General features: G+C 50.9%; 21 protein-coding genes and 1 pseudogene. 7 read left to right on the top strand and 15 right to left on the bottom strand.

Annotation, left to right across the window (positions count from 1 at the left end):
- Positions 1 to 92: 92 nt before the first annotated feature.
- A complete protein-coding gene (locus tag FXF61_RS11405) occupies positions 93 to 632 on the bottom strand; it encodes a YqiA/YcfP family alpha/beta fold hydrolase (protein ID WP_151185386.1) in 540 nt (179 codons plus the stop codon).
- Between the two features lie 114 nt (positions 633 to 746).
- Here FXF61_RS11405 and FXF61_RS11400 point away from each other — a divergent pair, with 114 nt between their 5' ends.
- From FXF61_RS11400 to FXF61_RS11390, 3 genes are all read left to right on the top strand, one after another.
- Positions 747 to 1,301: a glutathione peroxidase gene (locus FXF61_RS11400; protein ID WP_151185385.1), complete on the top strand. Its 555-nt coding sequence runs from the start codon at positions 747 to 749 to the stop codon at positions 1,299 to 1,301.
- Between the two features lie 25 nt (positions 1,302 to 1,326).
- On the top strand, positions 1,327 to 2,484 hold the full coding sequence (locus tag FXF61_RS11395; protein ID WP_151185384.1) for a mechanosensitive ion channel family protein: 1,158 nt from the start codon (positions 1,327 to 1,329) through the stop codon (positions 2,482 to 2,484).
- 141 nt (positions 2,485 to 2,625) lie between these two features.
- Complete coding sequence (locus tag FXF61_RS11390) at positions 2,626 to 2,934, top strand: hypothetical protein (RefSeq protein ID WP_178087303.1); 309 nt, start codon at positions 2,626 to 2,628, stop codon at positions 2,932 to 2,934.
- Positions 2,935 to 2,954: 20 nt separating this feature from the next.
- On the opposite strand, the gene hrpB is transcribed toward FXF61_RS11390, so the two are convergent.
- Entirely contained in the window at positions 2,955 to 5,429 is a 2,475-nt protein-coding gene (gene hrpB, locus FXF61_RS11385) for an ATP-dependent helicase HrpB (protein ID WP_151185382.1), read from the bottom strand.
- A gap of 309 nt (positions 5,430 to 5,738) precedes the next feature.
- On the opposite strand from hrpB, the gene FXF61_RS11380 reads away from it, so the two are divergent.
- Positions 5,739 to 7,313, top strand: coding sequence for a BCCT family transporter (locus FXF61_RS11380; protein ID WP_151185381.1), 1,575 nt, complete (start codon positions 5,739 to 5,741; stop codon positions 7,311 to 7,313).
- Positions 7,314 to 7,418: 105 nt separating this feature from the next.
- On the opposite strand, the gene cynS is transcribed toward FXF61_RS11380, so the two are convergent.
- Positions 7,419 to 7,859 (bottom strand): cyanase, encoded by a 441-nt coding sequence (gene cynS, locus FXF61_RS11375; protein ID WP_151185380.1) that lies wholly within the window; start codon positions 7,857 to 7,859, stop codon positions 7,419 to 7,421.
- A 422-nt stretch (positions 7,860 to 8,281) separates the two neighbouring features.
- On the opposite strand from cynS, the gene FXF61_RS11370 reads away from it, so the two are divergent.
- Positions 8,282 to 9,364, top strand: a complete 1,083-nt coding sequence (locus tag FXF61_RS11370) for an endonuclease/exonuclease/phosphatase family protein (RefSeq protein WP_151185379.1) — start codon at positions 8,282 to 8,284, stop codon at positions 9,362 to 9,364.
- Between the two features lie 117 nt (positions 9,365 to 9,481).
- Here FXF61_RS11370 and glpE read toward each other — a convergent pair whose 3' ends face one another.
- The 8 genes from glpE to FXF61_RS11330 form a co-directional block, all read right to left on the bottom strand.
- Positions 9,482 to 9,808, bottom strand: coding sequence for a thiosulfate sulfurtransferase GlpE (glpE, locus tag FXF61_RS11365; RefSeq protein WP_151185378.1), 327 nt, complete (start codon positions 9,806 to 9,808; stop codon positions 9,482 to 9,484).
- Positions 9,809 to 9,832: 24 nt separating this feature from the next.
- The gene (locus FXF61_RS11360) at positions 9,833 to 10,654 is read right to left on the bottom strand and encodes a symmetrical bis(5'-nucleosyl)-tetraphosphatase (protein WP_151185377.1); all 822 of its coding nucleotides are present in this window, start codon (positions 10,652 to 10,654) and stop codon (positions 9,833 to 9,835) included.
- On the bottom strand, positions 10,654 to 11,034 hold the full coding sequence (apaG, locus tag FXF61_RS11355; RefSeq protein ID WP_151185376.1) for a Co2+/Mg2+ efflux protein ApaG: 381 nt from the start codon (positions 11,032 to 11,034) through the stop codon (positions 10,654 to 10,656). Before apaG ends, FXF61_RS11360 begins: the two co-directional genes overlap by 1 nt.
- An 8-nt stretch (positions 11,035 to 11,042) precedes the next feature.
- On the bottom strand, positions 11,043 to 11,855 hold the full coding sequence (gene rsmA / locus FXF61_RS11350) for a 16S rRNA (adenine(1518)-N(6)/adenine(1519)-N(6))-dimethyltransferase RsmA (RefSeq protein WP_151185375.1): 813 nt from the start codon (positions 11,853 to 11,855) through the stop codon (positions 11,043 to 11,045).
- A gap of 65 nt (positions 11,856 to 11,920) precedes the next feature.
- Positions 11,921 to 12,952 (bottom strand): DNA polymerase III subunit delta, encoded by a 1,032-nt coding sequence (gene holA / locus FXF61_RS11345; protein WP_151185374.1) that lies wholly within the window; start codon positions 12,950 to 12,952, stop codon positions 11,921 to 11,923.
- A gap of 41 nt (positions 12,953 to 12,993) precedes the next feature.
- A complete protein-coding gene (gene lptE, locus FXF61_RS11340; RefSeq protein ID WP_151185373.1) occupies positions 12,994 to 13,596 on the bottom strand; it encodes an LPS assembly lipoprotein LptE in 603 nt (200 codons plus the stop codon).
- Positions 13,597 to 13,662: 66 nt separating this feature from the next.
- A complete protein-coding gene (gene leuS, locus FXF61_RS11335; protein WP_151185372.1) occupies positions 13,663 to 16,281 on the bottom strand; it encodes a leucine--tRNA ligase in 2,619 nt (872 codons plus the stop codon).
- A 207-nt stretch (positions 16,282 to 16,488) separates the two neighbouring features.
- A complete protein-coding gene (locus FXF61_RS11330) occupies positions 16,489 to 17,259 on the bottom strand; it encodes a YdcF family protein (RefSeq protein ID WP_151185371.1) in 771 nt (256 codons plus the stop codon).
- Between the two features lie 144 nt (positions 17,260 to 17,403).
- On the opposite strand from FXF61_RS11330, the gene FXF61_RS11325 reads away from it, so the two are divergent.
- Both FXF61_RS11325 and FXF61_RS11320 read left to right on the top strand, forming a co-directional pair.
- Positions 17,404 to 18,678 carry a bifunctional O-acetylhomoserine aminocarboxypropyltransferase/cysteine synthase gene (locus tag FXF61_RS11325; RefSeq protein ID WP_151185370.1) on the top strand — a complete coding sequence of 425 codons (1,275 nt, stop codon included), beginning with the start codon at positions 17,404 to 17,406 and terminating at the stop codon, positions 18,676 to 18,678.
- A gap of 67 nt (positions 18,679 to 18,745) precedes the next feature.
- Positions 18,746 to 19,555, top strand: a complete 810-nt coding sequence (locus FXF61_RS11320) for a universal stress protein (protein WP_151185369.1) — start codon at positions 18,746 to 18,748, stop codon at positions 19,553 to 19,555.
- Between the two features lie 49 nt (positions 19,556 to 19,604).
- Here FXF61_RS11320 and FXF61_RS11315 read toward each other — a convergent pair whose 3' ends face one another.
- The 4 genes and pseudogenes from FXF61_RS11315 to FXF61_RS11300 all read right to left on the bottom strand — a co-directional run.
- A complete protein-coding gene (locus tag FXF61_RS11315; protein ID WP_151185368.1) occupies positions 19,605 to 20,228 on the bottom strand; it encodes a DUF4136 domain-containing protein in 624 nt (207 codons plus the stop codon).
- Between the two features lie 27 nt (positions 20,229 to 20,255).
- Positions 20,256 to 20,579, bottom strand: coding sequence for a hypothetical protein (locus FXF61_RS11310; RefSeq protein ID WP_151185367.1), 324 nt, complete (start codon positions 20,577 to 20,579; stop codon positions 20,256 to 20,258).
- Between the two features lie 134 nt (positions 20,580 to 20,713).
- Positions 20,714 to 21,691: an IS5 family transposase gene (locus tag FXF61_RS11305; RefSeq protein WP_151184888.1), complete on the bottom strand. Its 978-nt coding sequence runs from the start codon at positions 21,689 to 21,691 to the stop codon at positions 20,714 to 20,716.
- 75 nt (positions 21,692 to 21,766) lie between these two features.
- Positions 21,767 to 22,237 (bottom strand): annotated as a pseudogene (locus tag FXF61_RS11300) (methyltransferase domain-containing protein); the annotation flags it as partial.
- Positions 22,238 to 22,274: the final 37 nt, after the last annotated feature.

Below are 22,274 nucleotides of genomic sequence, written 5' to 3'. Positions count from 1 at the left end.
TGTAATCTATTGAGCGCTGCGCAAATTTTATCTTTAGCTTGTAACTCAGCAACTCTTGCGCCCGCGCCATGCTGTTCGGCAATTACTTGCAGTTAGGGTGCAGTCTGACTGTCAAAGCAAATCTGCAGCAAGCGCCGGAACTCATCGGTGATGCGCGGCATGCTGTTTGCCAAGCGGTGCCCGTCATCCAAAATGAGCGTGCTGATGCGCTGTTGTTGCGCCAGTTCTAATACGGGCATAACCGGCACAACCTCGTCTTGCCAGCCATGAATGATCTGACTGAATGTTGCGCCAATTGTCGGCCTGGAGTGCGGGTAGCGCTCCATCGCCAATGCCGGAGCCAGCATAAAGCAGCCCAATACCGGTGTTTGCGCACTGGTTTGCGCGCACACCCAGCCACCCATGCTGGAACCGGCCAGAATAGTACGTTGTGGGTCGGCGCCGGCTTTTTTCATAGCGGTCTGCATTTGCAGTAGGCGGGTTGCTGGGTCCTTAGTGCTGCGATGGTCAACGGCTACGGCTGTTACCCCAGCAAACTGCTCAGCGACAGTTTTTAAGGCCTGCATCTTTGTGCTATTAGGGCCACTTTCCAATCCATGCGAGATAAAAACGTGAAAGCTGGGTAATGACATCGTTTGATTTCCTTAGAGTTGTGCTTAAATGAATGTCGTCGCTACGGCAAAGCGTTGATCGTTGCTTAGCGTAACCTGCTCTACTATAACGATGAGAATAACAGGAGACAGACTATGTTCAGATTACTATTAAGTGCTGCGCTGATGCTTACGCTCGGGTCAGCGCCTGCATTGGCTGATGAAACTGTCGGCTGTCCTGCGTATCTTGATCATGATTTACCCAAGCTGCATTCCCGCGACAGTATCAATTTGTGCGAACTTGCAGCGGGTAAACCCATGTTGGTGGTCAATACTGCCAGCTTCTGTGGATTTACTGGCCAGTTTGAAGGACTGGAAGCGTTGCATCAGCGTTATGCCAAACAGGGCTTGGTGGTGGTCGGCTTTGCCAGTGACGACTTTAATCAGGAAGCAGATACTGAAGAAGAAGCAGCGGATATTTGTTTCAAGAATTTTGGTGTGACCTTCACCATGATTGCACCTGGCCCTGTTACAGGACCTAATGCAACACCGTTATTTGCCCATATTAACCAGCAGAGCAAGCAGCCGCGTTGGAATTTTACCAAGTATGTACTCAATGAAAACGGTGAAGTGCTTGAGTCTTTCGCCAGTAGTGTAGACCCTGATGCGCAACCCATTAAACAGGCAATAGAATCAGTGTTACAGCGCTAGACTACCCGTGCTCTAGGAGAGAAGTATGGCTGAGGAGTTTTTAGCTAAGTTATTTGAGCAGGTAAAAAACAATCTAGGTGACACCTTAAATGCCATCGGCAGTGAGGATGTGACCTGGGTTGCGCTGGCGGGTTATGGCCTGAGTCAGTTGCTGGTGTCACTAATATATGTTGTCTTGTTTGTCGGCGGCTATCTACTGGTGATGACAATTCTGAGTGCGATTGCAGGTGCTCGGCGCGCTCAGTCAGCAGCGTTCGCTCATTTGCGTACCACTCTGCGCTACCTTACAGGGCTGACTCTGTTACTGGCAGTGTTGGCGCAATTCGGTGCCGGCCCTGGCTTTCTCGGCGCGGTGGCTAAAGCGGGCTTTATGGCTTTAGGTTTTTTTGTGGCGTGGTTGGTGCTCAAGCGTATTCTGCAAGAAGCGATGAGCCGCTATAAAGCAGACCTTTCCATTCGTCAGCTTGTTAATAATCTGCTGTCTGTTCTACTCTCAACCTTTGCAACCATCACCATACTGGCCCAATTTGGCTTTGACGTGCTATCGATTGTAGCGGGCTTAGGCATAGTGGGTATTGCCGTTGGCTTTGCCGCGCAATCGACACTGTCGAATTTCATTGCCGGTATCACCTTATTGATTGAGCGACCCTTTCGGATTGGCGACTGGGTCAATATCAACGGGCAAGATGGCAAAGTAGTAAAAATTGCCCTGCGCACCACATGGTTGCGTACCCGTGACAACATTTTTACCATGATCCCCAATGACAGCGTGGCTTCTTCGGATATCGTTAACTTCAGTGCTGAGGGCATTACTCGGCTGAACTTTATCGTCGGCATTGCTTATAAAGAGTCTGTTGAAAAAGCCCGAGAAGTGATTTTGCCGGTTCTGTTGGCGCACAAAGAAGTGCTGCATGATAAATCGTTAGAGCCAAGAGTGAGACTAGAAAACCTTGGCGCATCCTCTGTTGATTTGAAAATACAGATTTGGATTACCCAAGATAATTTAGATGTACAGCCGCGTATTATTGGGGAGTTGCGTGAGCAGGTTAAGAATGCCTTAGATGCAGCCGGTATTGAGATTCCTTTCCCGCATTTGCAGGTGCATATTGATGGAGCAATGGGTCTGCAGCCTTTGCTGGAACCCTTGCACCCAGCGCAGCAGAACATTGAACGAGCCGACTGAGTTAGCTGCTATGTTCGAAAGGCTAGAGCGCGCACTCGTATTATGAAAGCAAGTATGCGCGCCGCAATGATGCGGATATGTATTCTGTTGCTGATTGTCTGTTCTGCGGCTTTTGTGTGGGAGGCATCAAGCAACGCTGGCATGCAGCCTGTGACTGGTCGAATCACAGCAAAAATCTACAAGGGCTACGCGATTGAGTACCACGTCCAGCAGCAACGTTATCAACTTGAAACTCGAGTTGGGGTTGTTGACTTGCTCGGTGGTCTTGGCTCTCTATCGGCAGGCGCTGAAGTACCCTTGTTAGTCGATTTAGATAATCCCCATGCAGCACTGATCAATACACTGAATGGCCGCTATGGCATCACGCTGACCTGTGTTGCGCTGCTGTTTTTATTTGTTGTGACTATGCTGGTATTGATTAGCCGCAGTAAGGGTCATAAGCCTCGCTAAATCAATCGCCATGCCTGTGGTTACTGCCTCTTCTTAACCCCTTGCTGCGCCTCAGCGGTTAAAGGATCTTCCGGCCAAGGATGTTTGGGATAACGCCCGCGTATATCTTTGCGAACTTCTAGGTAGACATTGCGCCAGAAATTGGCCAGATCAGCGGTCACCGCCAATGGGCGCTGGGCAGGGGACAGTAGATGAATCACCACTGGAACTTTGCCGTCTGCCACTTTGGGTGTTTCGGTCCAGCCAAATAAGGCCTGTAACTTGGCCGCCAGCACTGGGCCGTTTTCTGCTGTGTAATCCAGTCGTACATTTTGCCCAGTGGGGATGGTCAGTGTCGTGGGTGCAAGTGATCCGAGTTGTTGTTGCTGTTGATAGCTCAGCAGGCTATTGAGCGCTTCGGTTAGATTCAGTTTTTTTAAGTCAGACCAGCGTTGCATGCCGCTCAAGAAGGGCAGCAGCCAGTCTTCTAGGTTAGCTAGCAGTGCAGTATCACTGACATCCGGCCATTCGCTTGGAAAAACGTCAGCCAGTAAACGTACACGGGCGCACCATTGGCTGGCGCTGTCTGACCACGGCAGGCTGGTTAAGCCGTTTTTGCGCGCAGCATTAAGTAGACCTTGCTGGATCAGCGCGGGGTCGGGTTTGGCTAATTCTTTTTCTTCTAATATGAGTTCGCCCAGCTTGCGCACATGACGGGCAACAATGGTGCCGCGCTTGTCGTCCCACAGCGCTTCTTCGCTTTCGGTAATAAGCGCTGCTAAATCCTGCTCAATATCGGCGATGTTGACTGGGGCAGCCAGATAAATGCTGGCTTCGCGGGTCTTGCCATCCAGATCGGCAGCCACCAGCCACTGCTGACCCACTAGGGTGTCATCCTCACGCAGGGTGGCGCCTTTGCCGTTACTCAGTTGGTAGCGGGTGGTTTGTCCAGCTCGGCGCTGGCCGATGCGGTCAGGGTAGGCCAGAGCGAGTAGGCGTCCTGTTTCTGTGGCGCTGGGCATGCTTGCAGTATCGTTACTCTGGATCATCAGACGTTTAGCGACCTGACGTATGCTGCTCAGTCGAGCAGGATCTAATCTTTGTGGTCTGTACTCACCGCGCAGCACGCGCAGGCGTTCGTGCATATCTGAGCCAGAGTTGGGCCCCAGTAGATCACGCTCATCCAACAAAGCGGCAAGCTCTGCTGCGGCAGCGCCGAGACCCAAGGTACGGCCGTGCAAGACCATGTTGGCCAAGCGCGGATGAATACCCAGATTGCGCGCGGCTTTGCCATGTTCGCTAATGGCGCCGTCTGTATCCAGCATGCCGAGCAGTTGTAACAATTCAGTGGCCTGATTCCAGTGCGCCGGCGGCGGCGGATCAATCCAAGTCACCTGTGCTGGATCACGCGCGCCCCATTGCGCCAATTCCAATACCAGTGAGACGAGATCGGCTTCTTGGATTTCTGGTGGGGTAAATTCGGCCAGACTCGCCTGTTCTGATGCACTCCAGAGTCGATAACACACACCCGGTTCGTTGCGCCCAGCACGGCCTTTGCGTTGCTCGGCAGAGGCTTTGGAAACACGGGTGGTGATTAAGCGGGTCATGCCGCTATTGGGGTCAAACACCGCACGCCGTTGCTGACCACTATCGATGACCACACGCACGCCTTCGATGGTCAGGCTGGTTTCGGCAATGGCAGTAGCCAGCACCACTTTACGGCTGCCTGCTGGCGCTGGCGAAATGGCGCGATCTTGCTCGTCTGCTTTTAGGTTGCCGTATAAAGGCGTGATCAGTACATCGTCGGCAACTTGCCCATGTAATTGCTTTTCGACGCGGCGAATCTCGCCAGCACCGGGCAAAAATACCAGCAGCGAACCGCTTTGTTCGGCCAGCGCTGTGTGAATCACGGCAAGCACAGGATCGATGATGCTGCGGTTTTTCAGCTGTACGGGGCGATAGATAACTTCTACAGGAAAGGCGCGACCAGCACTGCTGATGATCGGTACATCACCGAGTACGCGGGCAATGGGTGCGCTATCCAAAGTCGCCGACATCACCAATAGGCGCAGGTCTTCTCTTAGGGCTTGTTGTGATTCACGTACCAATGCCAGGCCTAAATCAGCATGCAAGGAGCGTTCATGAAATTCATCAAACACAACTGCTGCGTAGTCTTCCAGCATCGGATCGTTTTGGATCAAGCGGGTGAGGATGCCCTCAGTCACCACTTCGATCTGCGTGGCGGCAGTGATTTGGCTGTCCAGTCGGGTGCGATAGCCGACGCTTTGCCCAACCTTTTCGCCCAACTGCTGCGCCATAAAACGCGCTGCAGAACGCGCAGCCAAACGCCGCGGTTCTAGCATCAAAATCTTCTTGCCCGCACGCCAAGGCGCATCCAACAAAGCCAATGGCACACGGGTGGTTTTACCGGCACCCGGCGGCGCTTGCAGCAGCGCGGTGCTGTTGTGCTCAAGGGTGTGTTTCAATTCGGGGAGGATGGCATCAATTGGCAGCATGGTTCGCGTCAGTCAGTGGAGGGTGTTGTATTAGAACCTGATAACAGCGTGCCGTCCAAGTTATTGCTATGCAGCCATTGCCTAGGAAGTTGCCTGCTCCGGCTAATGCAGGCTGTCCATTTATGGGCAATACGATCAACCATACGCATGCTCAATGTTGACCCCAAAGTGTCAGCCTACTGGTGCTGCAGGGAGGGTGTCGCGGTTATAGATCTGTATTTCACACTCAAATTTATTGAACAATCAGATTTGCAATGGCGCAAAGCAGTCCGTAGCATATGCGGCCAATTTTAAAACCACGTTGGACTAATGTCGTACTCTTCTGATGCTTCTCAATCTGCTGTACTTGATTCTGTTGTAACACCCTCCTCGCATCGCTTTGGTGATCCCGTTGTACTTACGCTAACTATGGGCTTTATTGCTCTGTTTGTTGGGCTATCGATTTACGATACAGCTTGGCTGACCGCGCAAATTGGCAGCGGTTTTGCTTGGACGGCTAAATACCTGGGCTCCTTCTTCCAAGCGTTGCTGCTGGCAACCTTCTTTATTGCCATTGGTGTGGCTATAAGTCGTGCTGGGCAGGCCAAGATTGGTAATTTGGACGTGCCGGAAATTAGCACCTTCCGCTGGTTATCCATGGTGATGTGTACCTTGCTGGCCGGTGGTGGGGTGTTTTTCGCTGCCGGTGAGCCAATTTATCACTTTGTGGTGACGCCGCCGGCATTTACCAGCGAAGCAGGTACTGCCGCTGCAGTGGCTCCGGCAATGGCGCAGGCGTTTATGCACTGGGGTTTCCTCGCTTGGGCGGTATTGGGCTCGTTAAGCGCAATCGTGCTGGCCTATGCTCATTACACTCTGGGTAAGCCGCTGCAACCGCGCACGTTACTTTATCCGGTGTTTGGCGAATGGATTCTCACCAGTTGGGTCGGCGGTGTAGTTGATGCCTTGTGTGTTATCGCAATTGTGGCAGGTACTGTTGGCCCGATTGGTTTCCTTGCCACGCAAATGAGTTACGGCTTGCATGTGTTGTTTGGTTTGTCTAATGGCTACACCACGCAGCTGTTTGTGCTGATGTTGTTGGCGGCGGTATATATCGGCTCGGCGATGAGTGGCATCCATAAAGGCATTCAGATCCTGAGCCGTTTCAACGTGTTCCTTGCATTGGGCATTGGTGCGGTGATCTTTATCTTCGGTCCAACATTGTTCCTGACTGATGTTTACCTGCAGTCGATGGGCGAGTATATGACCTCGTTCTTCGCTATGGCGACTATGACCAGTGAAACTGCACCGGACTGGTGGATGAAGTGGTGGACGGTATTCTTCTTCGCTTGGTTTATTGGTTATGCACCCTTGATGGCTATTTTTGTTGCACGCATCTCACGCGGCCGTACCATTCGCCAAATGGTGCTTGCGGTGGCGGTGCTGGCGCCGATTGCCACAACGATCTGGTTTACCCTGCTGGGTGGTTCAGGTATTTACTACCAGTTGACTGGCGCAGTAGAGCTGACCGAGGCGCTACAAAACTTCTCATTTGATGTGGCGACATTGACTGTAGCGCAAGCATTGCCCGGCGGGATTTGGATGGCAGCAGCAATTTTGTTGCTGACCACGATCTTCGTTGCGACCACCGGTGACTCCATGAGCTACGCCATTGCTGTGGTTGGTGCTGGCCATGATGAGCCGCACTTCTTGATTCGTGCCTTCTGGGGTGGTGCTATGGCTGTTATGGCTGGCATTTTGCTCTACATGGGCGCGGGGCAGGTTGGCGTGCTGCAGCAGTTTATTGTGATCACCGCGATTCCGGTCTCAATCATCATTCTGCCGTCACTGTGGGAAGGACCAAGAGCGGCCATGGCTATAGCGCGCGAGCAAAAGCTGCTGTAATACCAGCCGCGCTACGAAAACACCCCAACAGGCCAGTCCTGCTGGGGTGTTTTTTGTTTCGTTTAATCTAGAGACTGCTTTGTCCGTAAATCCCAAGTCAAGTATTTACCAAGATTTATACGGCAAAAACTTACCATTCATAGTGATAACCACACGATCGCCTTGTGGGTTTTCTTCTTTGTCGATATCCATCGAGAAATCAATGGCGCTCATGATGCCGTCACCGAATTTTTCATGAATGATTTCTTTCATGGTTTCGCCATAGACACCAATCGCCTCATAGAAACGATAGATGACAGGATCTGTGGGGACTGCTTTGTCCCAACTTTTATGTGGGAATTCTTGCAGAGCAGTGGACACTTCTGTGGGCAGGTTAAGTACTTCACATACTTTGTCAGCGGGTTCTTTTTTTAAGCTGTTCATGCCCAAGCAAGCTGAGGTTAAAAATACGGGTGATATGCCCACTTTTTCTGCAAGCGCCTCCCAGCTGATAGCTGATGCTTTTTTCGCAGCCATAATTTCTTCGGTCATTTCAATTTTATTCATATAAAACTCCTTGTGGATAAATCTGCTGCCATGGCATTGAACAGACTGCTTTGGCAGCTATAAAAATGCTGTACTTTTTATGTTCTACAGCCCTCCTTGCTTTTAAGCAAAGGACTATCACTGAAAACAACTTGAGTTCTGAGCATCCTACGAAAACTTGTGTGCTGAGGGTAGCATTTATCTGCTGCCCTATTGCTTGATGCTGATGATGAAACTCGTTGCTGATAATACAAGAACTTCAGCCACCTATAGGCATTGGCTCAGCAGTGCACTCAACCTGTGATAGCAACCTTGTTATTGCTGTTCAAACTTTTTTAGCAAAGTCTGCTTTTGTGTGAAGTTGTTAGGAGAGCATATTTGTTAAAGCGCTGCACGAGCGATACAGCTATGCTTAACAGTAAGTATTGAGTTCAGGACGCTCTATGTTAATGATATCTGCTGTGACTACGCTATGCGTGGTCATTGCCACTGTGTTGCCGCTGTCTAAAAACCCGCACTGGTGGGTCAGAGGTTTGGATTTTCCGCGCTTGCAAATTGCCGCACTGGCTGCGGGCTTGCTGATTGTTCATTGCGTTTTTCTTGACCTGAATATGCCACTCGCTTGGCTGTTGATTGCTGCAACCGCGCTCTGTTTTGTTTGGCAATTATGCTGGGTTTTGCCCTATACCTTGATTTGGCCACACGAGGTTAAAACCGCTAAAAGCGCTGATCCCGATAGGCAGCTGAGTATCATCACTGCCAACGTGCTGCAAACAAACCGTAATAGTGATGCGCTGATTGATTTGGTGAGCCAGCATCAGCCCGATATTTTGGTCACGCTTGAGTCAAGTCAGTGGTGGCAGGACAGGCTTGAAGTGCTTGCAACTGAGATGCCGCACAGCGTTAAGTGTCCCCTTGAGAACCTCTATGGAATGCATGTCTATTCCAGGCTGCCTTTCAGTCAAGAACAGATCTCTTACTTGGTGGAGGACGGTGTTCCGTCAATCCATTTATGTTTACAGCTGCGTAGCGGTGATACCGTGCAGATGCATTTTGTCCATCCTGCACCACCAAGCCCAACGGAGAATTCTGAGTCAATAGAGCGCGATGCGGAGTTAATTGTCATTGCCAAGCGTGTTGCTGAGACTGAGCAGCCAGTGATTGTAACCGGTGATCTGAATGATGTGGCTTGGTCGGCGACTACACGGTTGTTTCGTAAAATCAGTGGCCTACTTGACCCACGAGTTGGGCGCGGCATGTTCAATACCTTTCACGTCAGCTTTCCTTTTTTGCGCTGGCCGTTGGATCATTTATTCCACAGCTCACACTTTACCGTTAAACATATCCAGCGCTTACCATCGATTGGTTCAGATCATTTTTCATTATTCACAAAGCTGGTGTATGAGCCTGCAGAGTGTACAAATCAAGAGGGATTAAGCGCGACTGCTGATGATCACACCGAGGCTAAACGTGTAGCGCAAAAGAAGGACGTGAGTAAGGAGGACGTGCCAAAACTCAGTCACTAAGTGCGTTTTAAATTGAAATGATTGCGTGGCTAAGAGTGCCACTTAACACGCCACACTGAAAAGCAAACGCTGACCATAATGGTTGCTGCTAGTTCCTATTAGGCATCAATGCTTGAATTAGTCAGTCTCGCGCTCAACCAGCTCAGGCAACAGCCGCGCCCATTCTTCAAAACCGCCGTCCATGCTGTACAGTTCGCTAAAGTCTTGGCTATGCAAATAGGCTGCTGCGCTTTGGCTGGCGTGGCCGTGGTAGCAGGTCACGATGGTTGGTACATCCAAATCAGCTTGGGCGATAAATTCGGCCAATGAATGGTTATCCAGATGGATTGCGCCGGCAGGGTGCCCGTTAGCAAAGCTCTCAGAGTCGCGAATATCAACCATGACCGCGCCATCGGCGCAGAGTTGCTGGGCTTGTGTCACATTGATGCGTTTAAAAGCGTCCATAGGGTCCTCTGCTAATCGCGGTGTTTATTTAGCCGGTGCGCACGCGCAGCGTTCAAAGTGTTGCGTATCAATATTGTACAGCGATAATTTTCCACCCCATACGCAGCCGGTATCTAAGGCAATGGCGTTGGCTGCTGGACAGCGGCCTTCGAGCGCAGCCCAATGGCCAAACAAGATAGTGTCGTCGCGGGTTAAGCGTTGTGGATGGCTGAACCATGGAGCAAAGCCTTTGGGTGCGCTGTTGATGCCTTCTTTTGCGTTGAGGTCGAGTTCACCATCAGCGGTGCAAAAACGCATGCGGGTAAAGTAGTTGGTGATCACACGTAAGCGTTCAATACCAGTCAAATCATCATTCCATTTGCTTGGGTGATCACCATACATGCCGACTAAATAGGGCAGAAACAGACTGTCATCGCGTAGCACCTTGTGCATTTCCTCGGCACGTGCGAGAGCATCTTGAATGCTCCACTGTGGTGGAATGCCAGCATGCACCATGCTGATCTTGCGCTCAGGATCATGGTGCATCAGTGGTTGCTGGCGCAGCCAAAACAGTAAGTCAGCGCAGTCAGGTGCGTTGAGCACTTCACGCAGCGTGTCTTTCTTTTTCAAGCGCGCGGTGTAGTTGGCAATTGCCAATAAATGTAAATCATGATTGCCCAGTACGCTCACTACTGAGTCGCGCATGGCGAACAGAAAGCGTAGAGTTTCGAGCGATTGTGGGCCGCGGTTGACCAAGTCACCGACCAACCACAACGTATCCTGACTGGGATCAAAATTGACCCTGTCCAAGAGACATTTAAGCGGCTCTAAACAGCCTTGTACGTCGCCAACAGCGTAGGTTGCCATTAATGTAGGGCTCCTGGGACGGCTAAGCTAAAGGGTGCAATTGGCGCTTCAAACTCTTCACCGTCTTCACTGCGCATGGTGAAACTGCCTTGCATGCTGCCTACCGCTGTGGCCATTAAAGTGCCGCTGCTGTAGCTGTACTCATCATCTGCATCAATCACAGGCTGCTCGCCGACCACGCCTGAACCGCGTACTTCTTGGGTTTTGCCATCGCCATCAGTAATGATCCAATGCCGGCTTAATAATTGCGCTGACTCTGAGCCATTGTTACGGATGGTGATGTCATAGGCGAACACGTAACGGTTGTCTTCTGGGTGTGAATGCTCAGCGAGGTAGCGTGTGTGCACATTAATATCAATTGTATTAGACAGATCAGTCATAGAAACTCTCAAGATAATTCTGCAGCTTGGCGCTCGGAGAACTGGTCTGCTAAGCGTACAAACGCGGCAATATCCAATTGTTCGGGACGCAAGCTGCCATCTACCCCGGCGGCTTCAATGGCCTCAACGGGTAAGACGTTTTTTAAGGTGTTGCGCAAGGTTTTACGGCGCTGATTAAAGGCTTCGCGAACGATGCGGTCTAGCGCGCGTGCATCTTTGGCTGGATGCGGCAGCTGTGCATGCGGGGTTAAACGCACAATTGCGGAATCCACTTTGGGTGGTGGGCTAAACGAGCCAGGGCCGACATTAAATAAATGCTCAACGCGGCAATGGTACTGCACCATAATTGATAAGCGGCCCCAATCACGGCCACCGGGTGTGGCGGCTAAGCGTTCGACCACTTCTTTTTGCAGCATAAAGTGCATGTCACGGACTAAGTGGGCGTTGTTGAGTAGGTGGAAAATCAATGGTGTGGAAATATTGTAGGGCAGGTTGCCCACCACACGCAGACTGCGCGGCGCAGGATCAAGACGGCTAAAATCAAATTTTAGCGCATCACCTTCGTGCAGGGTGAAGTTGTTGCTCAAGGCAAATTTTGTATTGAGGATTTGTACTAAGTCGCGGTCGATCTCTATCACGTCAAGCTGTGCCGCGCTGTTGACTAAACTTTCAGTGAGCGCACCTTGACCGGGGCCGATTTCGAGCAGTCGATCGCCTGCACGGGGTGAGATCGCGCGAATAATGCGATCAATCACGCCAGTGTCGTGCAAGAAGTTTTGACCAAAGCGCTTACGGGCGCGGTGCTGGTAGATATCCGACATTCGGCTGCTCCAATTAACAAGCCCAACAGTTTAGCAAAAAACCAGCCGTGCTTCGCCTCTATCAGTTACTGATGCTGAAAAATAGGCAAACGTGAGCCAGACATCTTCAGCAATAAAGAAGCGGTGCCAATCCAAGCATCACCAACGGCCTGACCTTTGCTTTGTTCGTCAATCAGCTGGGCGTCTTTAAGCAGCTGTTGCCATTGTTGCCCGGACAGGCGCTTTATAGCTTTGCTAAATAAGGGTTTGCGTGTTGCTGGCCAAACCCGTGCAAGGGCGCGATCCATGCTGGTGCCTTGGTTGAGCTGCTGTGCGGCAGTGGTGAGTTGGCGAATATCACGAGCTAATGCCCATAAGATAATAGGGATGTCCACGCCTTCACCGCGCAGTCCCGCTAAAATTCTTAAGCTGCGCTCGGTATCGCCGTCAAGGGCTGCATCAACCAAGCCAAACACATCATAGCGTGCGCTGTCGGCAATACTGGATTGAATGGTTGCTAAGTCAATATGGTTGCTGTTGCTAAGCAGTTTAAGTTTTTCGATCTCTTGTACGGCTGCGAGTAAGTTGCCTTCGGTGCGCGCGACAATTAAATCAATGGCCTCGGGGTCAGCACTTAGGCCTTGCTGGGCTAAACGCTGGTTCATCCAGTCAGGCAGTTGCTCAATAGTGATGCTGGGCAGTTGTACAAAACCACACAACGGGCTATCCATCAGGGCCTTAGCCCATTTAGTTCTGAGCGTGCTGGCATCAAGACGCGGTACGTTGATCAGCAAAACCGTATCTTCAGCCGGGCGCGCGAGGTATTCCTGCAAAACGGTACTGCCTTGATCGCCGGGCTTGCCAGAATTGATGCGCAATTCCAGTAAGCGCTTTTCTGCAAACAACGACAAGCTGGCATTGGCTTCGCGGATGATATTCCAGTCAAAACCACGCTCAACATGAAAGACTTGGCGCTCGCTGTAATCGGCTTGGCGGCAGGCGCTGCGAATCGCATCACTGGCTTCTTGGGCGAGTAACGGCTCGTCGCTGCTGACTAAATAGATGGGCAGTAGGGCTTGTTTGAGCTGGCCACTGAGTTTTTCAGGATAAATGCGCATAAGGCAAGTGGCGGGCCTTGTTTGCACAAGGCCCTATACCATTAAGGCAAGGTGATCGGTGATTGTTGCGGCTCATCAAATTGCTGGGCACGAATCGCTGCTTCACGCGCTTCGGCTTCGGCTTGTACCTTGCGTTGTGCTTGATCTTTTAAGTCCTGCAACTGCGCCGGAGTCACTGCTTGCAGGCGCATCATAATTTGCATAACCAAGTCACGGCGCATTTCCTCACGCAATAACGAGGCTTCTTGGCCAGAGCCGGTGACGTTGTTTTGATTGTGCGCATAAGTACGCTGCACTTCTACGCGATCTTGTATAAGTGTCGGCAGATTGCCTGAGCGCAGCTCATAGGTGGCTGCACTGGTGAGCGTGTACTCAGCGCTGCGCGTACCTGCAGTATAGCTGGCGGTGCGCTGGCTGTGTTCTTCAGCACCAACATAGAGAGTGAATGGTGCATTGCTCGAAACCTGAACATTGTTATTGATCAGGCTTTCTTTGACCTGTTTGCCCAGTGGGCTGAGCGCATCACGGGCTGCGAAGTTCAGTTCGTTCAATGCCATTTGTGTGGTGCCGGTTCCGCGTAGTTGGAAACCACAAGCGGTCATTAAAAAAGCCAGAGCCAGTACAGTAATAGAGCGTTTTAGCATGGTATGTCCTCTATGCATAACCTCGTTGGGAGGCTATGCAGGGGTGAGTAAAAAAGCACAACTCAATCAGTTGGCAACAATATTAACCAACTTATTCGGAACAACAATCACTTTTCGAATGCTGAGGCCATCGACGTAGCGCAAAACATTCTCGTTGGCGCGTGCCGCTGCTTCAATTTCTTCACGGCTGGCCGTTGCTGGTACATCAATATGCCCACGCAATTTACCATTGACTTGAATCACGATGCTCAGTGAGTCTTGCACCAAAGCGCTTTCATCGACCTGCGGCCAAAGCGCGTCAATCACAGGCGTAGTGTGGCCCAGTTGTTGCCATAGTTCATGACAAATATGCGGTGTGATTGGCGCAAGCAAGAGTACGACAGTTTCCATGCCTTCGTGCAGCAAGGCGCGATCTTGTGCTGTTTCAGTGGGTGCTTTTTCCAGTACGTTCATCAGCGTCATCACTTGCGCAATGGCGGTGTTGAATTTCTGGTGTTGGCCCACGTCTTGGCTGGCGTGCTTAATCACGGCATGGATCGAGCGGCGAATGTCTTTCTGTGCATTGGTTAAGGACGCAATATCTAAACCATCGTGCGTGCCGGCATTGACGTGCTTATAGGCTAAACGCCAAACGCGCTTCATAAAGCGACTGGCACCTTCAATACCCGAATCTGACCATTCCAAACTCATATCCGGTGGTGAAGCGAACATCATAAACAAGCGGCAGGTGTCGGCACCGTACTCGTCGATCATTACTTGCGGATCAACACCGTTGTTTTTTGATTTCGACATTTTTTCAACGCCGCCAACCACAACTGGCTGACCGTCGCTGATCAGCGTGGCAGATAGCGTTTTGCCTTTGCTGTCGGATTCAATGTTGACCTGGTCCGGGTTAAACCATTCACGGGCACCATTGGGCAGCATGCGGTAGTAGGTATCGGCAATCACCATGCCTTGCGTTAACAGCTTGGCAAAGGGCTCATTGCTGTTCACCAAACCTTCGTCGCGCATCAGCTTATGGAAGAAGCGTGCATACAGCAGGTGCAAAATAGCGTGCTCGATACCACCGATGTATTGATCAACCGGTAACCAATGATCCGCTGCTGATTTTTCCACTAAGCCACCTTCATAGTGCGGTGAAGCATAGCGTGCGTAGTACCAAGATGACTCAACAAAGGTGTCCATGGTATCGGTTTCACGTCGCGCATCCGCACCACAGGATGGGCACGTGCACTGATAAAATTCAGGCATTTTATTTAAGGGATTGCCTGCACCGTCGGGAATCACGTTTTCAGGTAAAACCACGGGTAACTGATCTTCAGGCACGGGCACATCGCCACAGCTTGGGCAATGCACAATCGGGATGGGGCAGCCCCAGTAGCGTTGGCGGCTGATACCCCAGTCACGTAAACGAAACTGTGTTTTACGCTCGCCGTGTTGCTTGGCTTCCAAGTCGGCGACAATGCCGTCAAAGGCATCTTGTACATTTAAGCCGTCGTACTTACCGCTGTTAACAGTGGTGACGTTGGCTTTATCGGCGTACCAGTCTTGCCACTCTTTGGCGTCAAAACTGTTATTTGCATCGTTTGAGGCAAACACTTGTTGAATCGGCAGTTGGTAGCTGTTGGCAAAGGCAAAATCGCGCTCATCGTGAGCAGGAACCGCCATCACCGCACCTTCACCGTAACCCCAGAGTACATAATTGGCGATGTATACCGGCAGCTTGTCACCGGTTAATGGGTGAATGACAAACTGACCAGTGGCTAGACCTTTTTTCTCCATGGTGGCCATATCGGCTTCAGCTACAGAGCCGGCTTTACACTCAGCAATAAAGGCCGTGAGTTCTGGGTTGTCGATGGCCGCACGTTGCGCCAAAGGATGCTCAGCCGCTACAGCCACATAGGTTGCACCCATAAGGGTATCAGGGCGAGTGGTGTAGACCTTGAGCTGGCCATCAATGCCAACTGAATCCAAATCATAATCAAACAGGATATCGGCACCGAAACTTTTACCGATCCAGTTGCGCTGCATGGTTTTGACTTGCTCAGGCCAGCCTGGCATATCATCAAGGCCGCTCAGCAGCTCATCGGCATAGGCGGTGATCTTGAAGTAGTACATGGGGATTTCGCGCTTTTCTACCAGCGCATCGGAACGCCAGCCACGACCATCAATCACTTGCTCATTGGCCAGTACGGTTTGATCGACGGGGTCCCAGTTGACTGTGCCAACTTTCTTGTAAATGATGCCTTTTTTGTACAGCTGGGTGAACAGCCACTGCTCCCAACGGTAGTAGTCAGGCTTGCAAGTGGTGATCTCGCGCGACCAATCAATCGCCAGGCCCAGCTGGGTGAACTGCGCCTTCATATAGGCCATGTTCTCGTAGGTCCAAGCGGCTGGGGCAACTTTATGCTGAATTGCTGCGTTCTCTGCCGGCATACCGAATGCATCCCAACCCATGGGCTGCAGCACGTTTTTACCGAGCATGCGCTGATAACGAGCAATCACATCACCAATGGTGTAGTTGCGCACGTGGCCCATATGCAGGCGACCGCTGGGGTAAGGGAACATTGATAAGCAGTAAAAAGTTTCTTTACCGGCTTGTTCGGTGACTTCAAAGGATTTGTGCTCGGCCCAATGGCGCTGAGCGGCGGTTTCAATGTCGCGAGGCAGATACTGTTCGTGCATGATTTTATGTGGTTATCGTCAAGAAAGTCATAAGAATGACGCGCCGCAGCGCATCAATGAAAAATATCTGCCTAGCATACATGAGGCGGGCGCAAGGAGGGAAACGGCATCTGTACATCCGCTGTGATTACGGTGTTGTTGCTGTTGATCTTGTATGAGTGGAGTGCACCCCTAAAGTTGGACTGGATTTCAACGACAGGAGTTGCCTTAATGTGGCGGCTGGTAGGTGAAGCGGTACAGCACAGCACCGATGGCCTCATTCAATAAGGCTGTGTTTTGCCACATGGCTTTGCCTTCGGGTAGCCAGCCATTGAGTGGGCGACCATTGGGCCCGCTTAAAAACCCCACTGGCGCGCTTATCACCTCAAATCCAAACTGTTCAAAACTCCAACGCGCACGTTGGATGTGCCAAGCATTGGTGACCAGCAGCACGCGTTGAATACCTTGCGCCTGCAAGATCCTGGTGCTAAATGCAGCATTTTCCCATGTGGTGCGGCTTTCACCCTCAAGCCAGCGTGCCGTGATATTAAAGTCCTGCTGCAAACTATTGGCCATGATTTGTGCTTCGCTGGGCGGCTGGCCAAAATGTAGGCCGCCAGTTACTAAAATAGGTAAGTCAGAGGCTTTGGCTAAACGTGCAGCATAACGCAGACGCTGCATGGCCAGTAATGAGGGTTGGTCAGCCTGCCATGCGGGGTCGTTAACCTCACGACCGCCACCCAGCACAACAATCGCATCAGCATGCTGCTTTAATGTAGGCCACTGTGCCGGTGTTAGCGCAGGCTCTGTTTCCAATGCGCGCGCTGCATATTCAACAGTGATCGGCAGACTCATAACATACAGGCCGCTGATGCTGATAACTAAGCCCGCTGCTGTCAACTTCGGCCAACGTTTGCGTAACAGCATACTGCACAGCAATAACAGTAATAAGCCGCTGGGTGGAAAGGCCAATTGCTTGATAATATAGCGCCAAGTCATGCGTGCTCTCTAAGTGTGTTGTGATAAAAATTGATAGTGTGCACATACTCTGCGTGCAAGACATCTGTCCCTGTACCGCTTGACCCTAGTCAGTAGGCTGGGCATGCTTTGTACCAATATATTAAATAGCCTTGAGTAAGAACCATGAAACCAGAAACGATTGCGCTCCATGTCGGTTACAAATCTGATCCGACCACCAAGTCTGCTGCGGTGCCTATTTACCAAACCACTTCGTACACTTTTGATGATACTCAGCACGGCGCAGATCTATTTGATCTAAAAGTGCCAGGTAATATTTATACACGCATTACTAACCCAACCAACGATATTTTAGAAAAGCGTGTGGCTGCTTTAGAAAGTGGTGTTGCTGCGTTGGCGATGGCTTCAGGTATGGCGGCAATTACTGCTGCGATTCAGACCCTGGCTGAAGTGGGCGACAATATTGTTTCAGTGGCTTCTTTATATGGTGGCACATACAACCTGTTTGCGCACACCTTGCCGCGTCAAGGTTTAGAGGTGCGTTTTGCCCCTTACAATGATTTGCTAGCCTTAGAAGCACTGATTGACAAGAAAACCAAAGCGGTATTCTGCGAAAGCATTGGTAATCCAGCGGGTAATATTGTCGATATCCAAGCCTTAGCAGATATTGCACACCGCCACGGTGTGCCATTGATAGTGGATAATACCGTTCCGAGCCCAGCACTGTGCCGTCCGATTGATTTCGGTGCAGACATTGTGATTCAAGCATTAACTAAGTACATGGGTGGCCACGGCACGACCATTGCTGGCGCCATTGTTGATTCGGGTAACTTTCCTTGGGCCGAGCACGCAGAGCGCTTCCCATTACTGAATACGCCAGATGTGTCGTACCATGGCGTGGTCTACACCAAAGACTTTGGTCCGGCGGCCTTTATTGCGCGTTGCCGAGTGGTGCCCTTACGTAACATGGGTGCAGCCTTGTCACCCTTTAATGCGTTCTTGATTATGCAGGGCATGGAAACACTGTCGCTGCGTATGGAGCGGCACTGTGAGAACACGCAAGCAGTGGCTGAGTTTTTAGAAGCACACGAGCAGGTGGCATGGGTCAATTATGCCGGCCTGCCAAGTCACCCTGACCACGCCATGGCGCAAAAATACATGGGTGGTAAAGCATCGGGTATTTTATCTTTTGGCATTAAAGGTGGCGAAGCGGCGGGTGTTAAGTTTATTGATGCGCTGCAATTGCTCTACCGTTTGGTCAATATTGGTGATGCAAAATCACTGGCTTGTCATCCAGCAACCACAACTCACCGCCAGTTAAATGAAGAGGAAATGGCTGCAGTGGGCGTAAGCAAAGATCTGATCCGCTTGTCGATAGGTATCGAGCACATTGATGATATTTTGGCTGATATTACACAAGCCTTAGACGCCGCTCGCTAACAGTTCACGCGCAAACGAATCTGCCGTTTGCGCGCTTCTTTGCCTCTTTGAAAAGGAATGCTCATTTATGCAACATATAATGGTTGCTCACGACCTCAGTGAAGAAGCGCAGATTGCGCTGCAGCGCGGCGTGCAGTTGGCGCAACAGCATCAAGCACGTTTGAGTGTGTTGTATGTTTTAGAAAATCATTTGCCCATGGCTGTAATAGAAAAGCAGATGCTGGCAGCGGATGCGTTACTGACGCAGCAACTGGCAGAGTGTAATGCTGAAAATGCTCAAGTTTTAATCAAAATGGGGCGACCAGCACAAACTATTGTTGCCGCGCAGCAGGCGCACAGCGTTGATTTTTTAGTAATGGGCGATCATCACCAAGACTCCCCAGAGTATTTTTCAGGCACTACACTGGAGCGCGTATTGCAACGTAGCGCAGTTCCGGTGCTGTTGGCTGTTGAGTCTGACGTTGTGGCGTATCAGCGCGCTTTGGTACCGCTTGATTTTTCTTTGTGCGCCTGCCATGCCTTGCACCATGTGTTTAAGCTGCTGCCACATAGCGCATCGATTCATGCGCTGCATGTGTTGGAAATGGCTGAAGTGCATGGCGCTGATACTGACTCAGAAATAACCTGGCAAACCTCACTGTTTGATCAGCTGGTGATGGATGAGCGGGCAAAATTGCCAGAAACAGGCCCGAGCATTACGCACGAGCTGCGCCAAGGTGAGTTGCACAACTGTTTAACGCAGGTGATTGTCGAGCAAAAGCCACAGATTTTAGCCATTGGTAAGCACGGGCGTGGCATCTTGGCTGATGCGTTGCTGGGCAGTTTGGCGCAGTATTTTTTAGAGTATCCGCCATGCGATGTGTTGGTCGTTAAGTGATCGCCAAATAGAACACCCTGAGTTGTGTGCCGTGCGCCATTCGTGTTGGTTAGCGATAGCTGCTAAGCATGCTGTTAATCGCTTTACGCAGTGCTTTTTCAGTGGTGTGTCCTTGCAGGTCGCTGCTAACGGTGCTTTGCGTGCGCCATACTGGTTGCTGAGTTTGCGCGTCAGTGAAGGTTAAGGTCAATTGCTGGTAATGCTCAGTATAGCTGCGTGGACCAATAGGGATATTGACACCAATGCCAGAGTAGCGATGACGGTCGTAATAGGGATGGCCATGTCCGTAACCAAAGCCATAGTTGGCGGATGGGAAATCATCATAGACGCGACGCTCATGTTGGCGCTGACTGCTGATGAGTTGCACTTTTAACTGGCATTGTTCTGCTGATGGGGCCGCACGCAAGCCATACTGCTCAAGCTGCTCAGCAAGAATGCGCAGTGCATCATTTTCAGTCGAAGCGATAGGGGTGGGAGCGGCATACTGGTCGTGCCAGCACCAATAACTGTAGGTTTTTCTATCCACTTTAACTGGGTAAGCACTGCTATCAAAATGCGTCGTGGCAGCGGTCGGTGCCGGTGCTGATGGCAGGCTTTCAGCTTGATAGGGGTTGCCTGCTTGGCAGCCAACTAAAAGTAGAGCTGCTGTACTCAGTATGAGGTAACGAAGCATAGCGCGCCTCCAATAAGACTTATAATATCAGTCTACTGCGATCTGGCGAGGCTGGCAAAGCCAATGCAGATAACGTCCTAGGCCTGCTAAAGCAGGGTGACGGCGGTAACTCAGTTCGGTGCTGATTAACTCTTCTGGGGCGATTTTTTGGCGAAATTGTGGCGGCATATAATCATGGAAAACGCGGATGCCGCTGCGCTCTTGGATCTGCCATAGTGGTTCAACTACAGTTGCCAGTTCACGAGGATCAAGGGGTTGTTGCGGGGTTAAGCCGCCCGCATCACCGGTAAAGCGCTGCTGGCTGAGTTTACGTAAATTACCTTTAATTAAGGAAACGCTGAATAAAACCAATCAAACCAGCCAATCCATGCGGATTTAAAATTCAGCTCTTAAATTTCAACTTCAGGGCCATAAAAAACCTTTTTATCAGCAGTTTTACCCGTTTTTGCTGCTTTTCCCGGCAGCTTACCGGTTTTTAGGCGGATTTATCCCGCCAACGGCATACATCGCTTCGACAAAAACAGGTTTGCCAAGGCAAACAGGCTATAGAGATGGGCTGTGTTTTTCGCCAAGCCACGGTAGCGAGTCTTGCGGTGACCAAAGTGCACTTTGACCCAGTAAAAGGGATGCTCAACCTTGGCGCGTATCCGGCTCTTTAATTTTTCGATTTTGTCAGCCAGTTGACCTTCTTCTGTGCCGCTATCGCGCAGCTTTCGACGCTTTCCATGGCGCATGGCTACCACCCACTCCACATCTTTATCCTTATTTTCTTCCCGTTTGTCAGCCCCCAGATAACCAGAATCACCGTATACCTGCTGTTCCTCGCCGTGTAGCAAAGCATGAGCTTGGTTCACGTCGTGCACGTTGGCCGCAGTGGTGACCAGTGTGTGCACCAAACCGCTAGCCGCATCAGCACCGATGTGAGCTTTCATGCCAAAGTAATACTGATTGCCTTTCTTAGTGGAGCGCATTTGCGGATCACGGCTTTTACTCTTATTCTTGGTGGAAGGTGGTGCGGCAATAATTGTAGCGTCAACCACCGTGCCTTCCTTGAGGTACAAGCCCTTGCTCGCCAGTTGGTAATTGACCGCAGCAAAAATTTGTTGAGTCAGGCTGTGAGTTTCCAGCAGACGACGAAAACGCAACAAAGTGGTCGCATCCGGCACGGCATCACGCCCAAGATCAATACCCATAAACAGCTGAATTGCTGCGCTGTCATAAACGGCATCCTCAGTTCCTTCATCGGAAAACCCCATGACCTGCTGTAGAATGTACATACGTAACATGCGAGAAAGCCCCATAGTCGGACGACCTCGTTTGCCGTCAGATTTCGGATAGTACGGCTCAATCACTGATTCCAGAACAGACCAAGGCACCAGAGTTTCCAGATCCATCAACAGTCGATCCCGACGGGTTTGCTTCTTTTTGCTGACGAACTCGGCTTCGGCGAAAGTGATTTGCATGACTGTGGACTCGATACTAATTACGGATTGGACTATTTTACCAAAGGCTGCAGCCCGCTTGGGGTTTGTTCAGTGTTTCCTTAAGTTCTGTAAGATCAGTCCATCTTTATTATAAAAAGCCAATGACAGCCAGCCGTCAGTTGCGGTTAAACGGTGTAGTGCAGTCAAAATTGCGCTGGGCTGCGCCAGCCATTCTAAAACTGCATGGCATAGGACTAAATCATAGGGTTGCTGGTGTTGCTCGGTAAAGCTCTGCCAATCGGCATGGATAAAGGTGGCTTGGCATTGTGCATCGCGAAAACGCTGTTGTGCTGCTTCGAGCATGGCAAGTGCCGGCTCAACTAAAGTGACTTGATGCCCTTGCTGTGCGAGCCATAGCGCCATATGGCCAAGGCCGGCGCCAATATCCAATACCCGCAATGGGCGCTGCGGCACAACCTCAGTGATGTCTGCCTGCAATACGGCTAAACGTATAGCACCTTTGTTGCTGCCGTAAATTTTTTGCGCAAAACGAATAGAAAGGTCATCAAAGTGCTGATCTTGCATCGAGGTTACTCTTTATAAATGCGCCGCACTCTAGCAA

This window comes from Pseudomonas sp. C27(2019) (genome assembly GCF_008807395.1).
In the GTDB taxonomy this organism is placed as follows: domain Bacteria; phylum Pseudomonadota; class Gammaproteobacteria; order Pseudomonadales; family Pseudomonadaceae; genus Denitrificimonas.
This window is presented reverse-complemented; position numbering and strand designations above follow the sequence as displayed.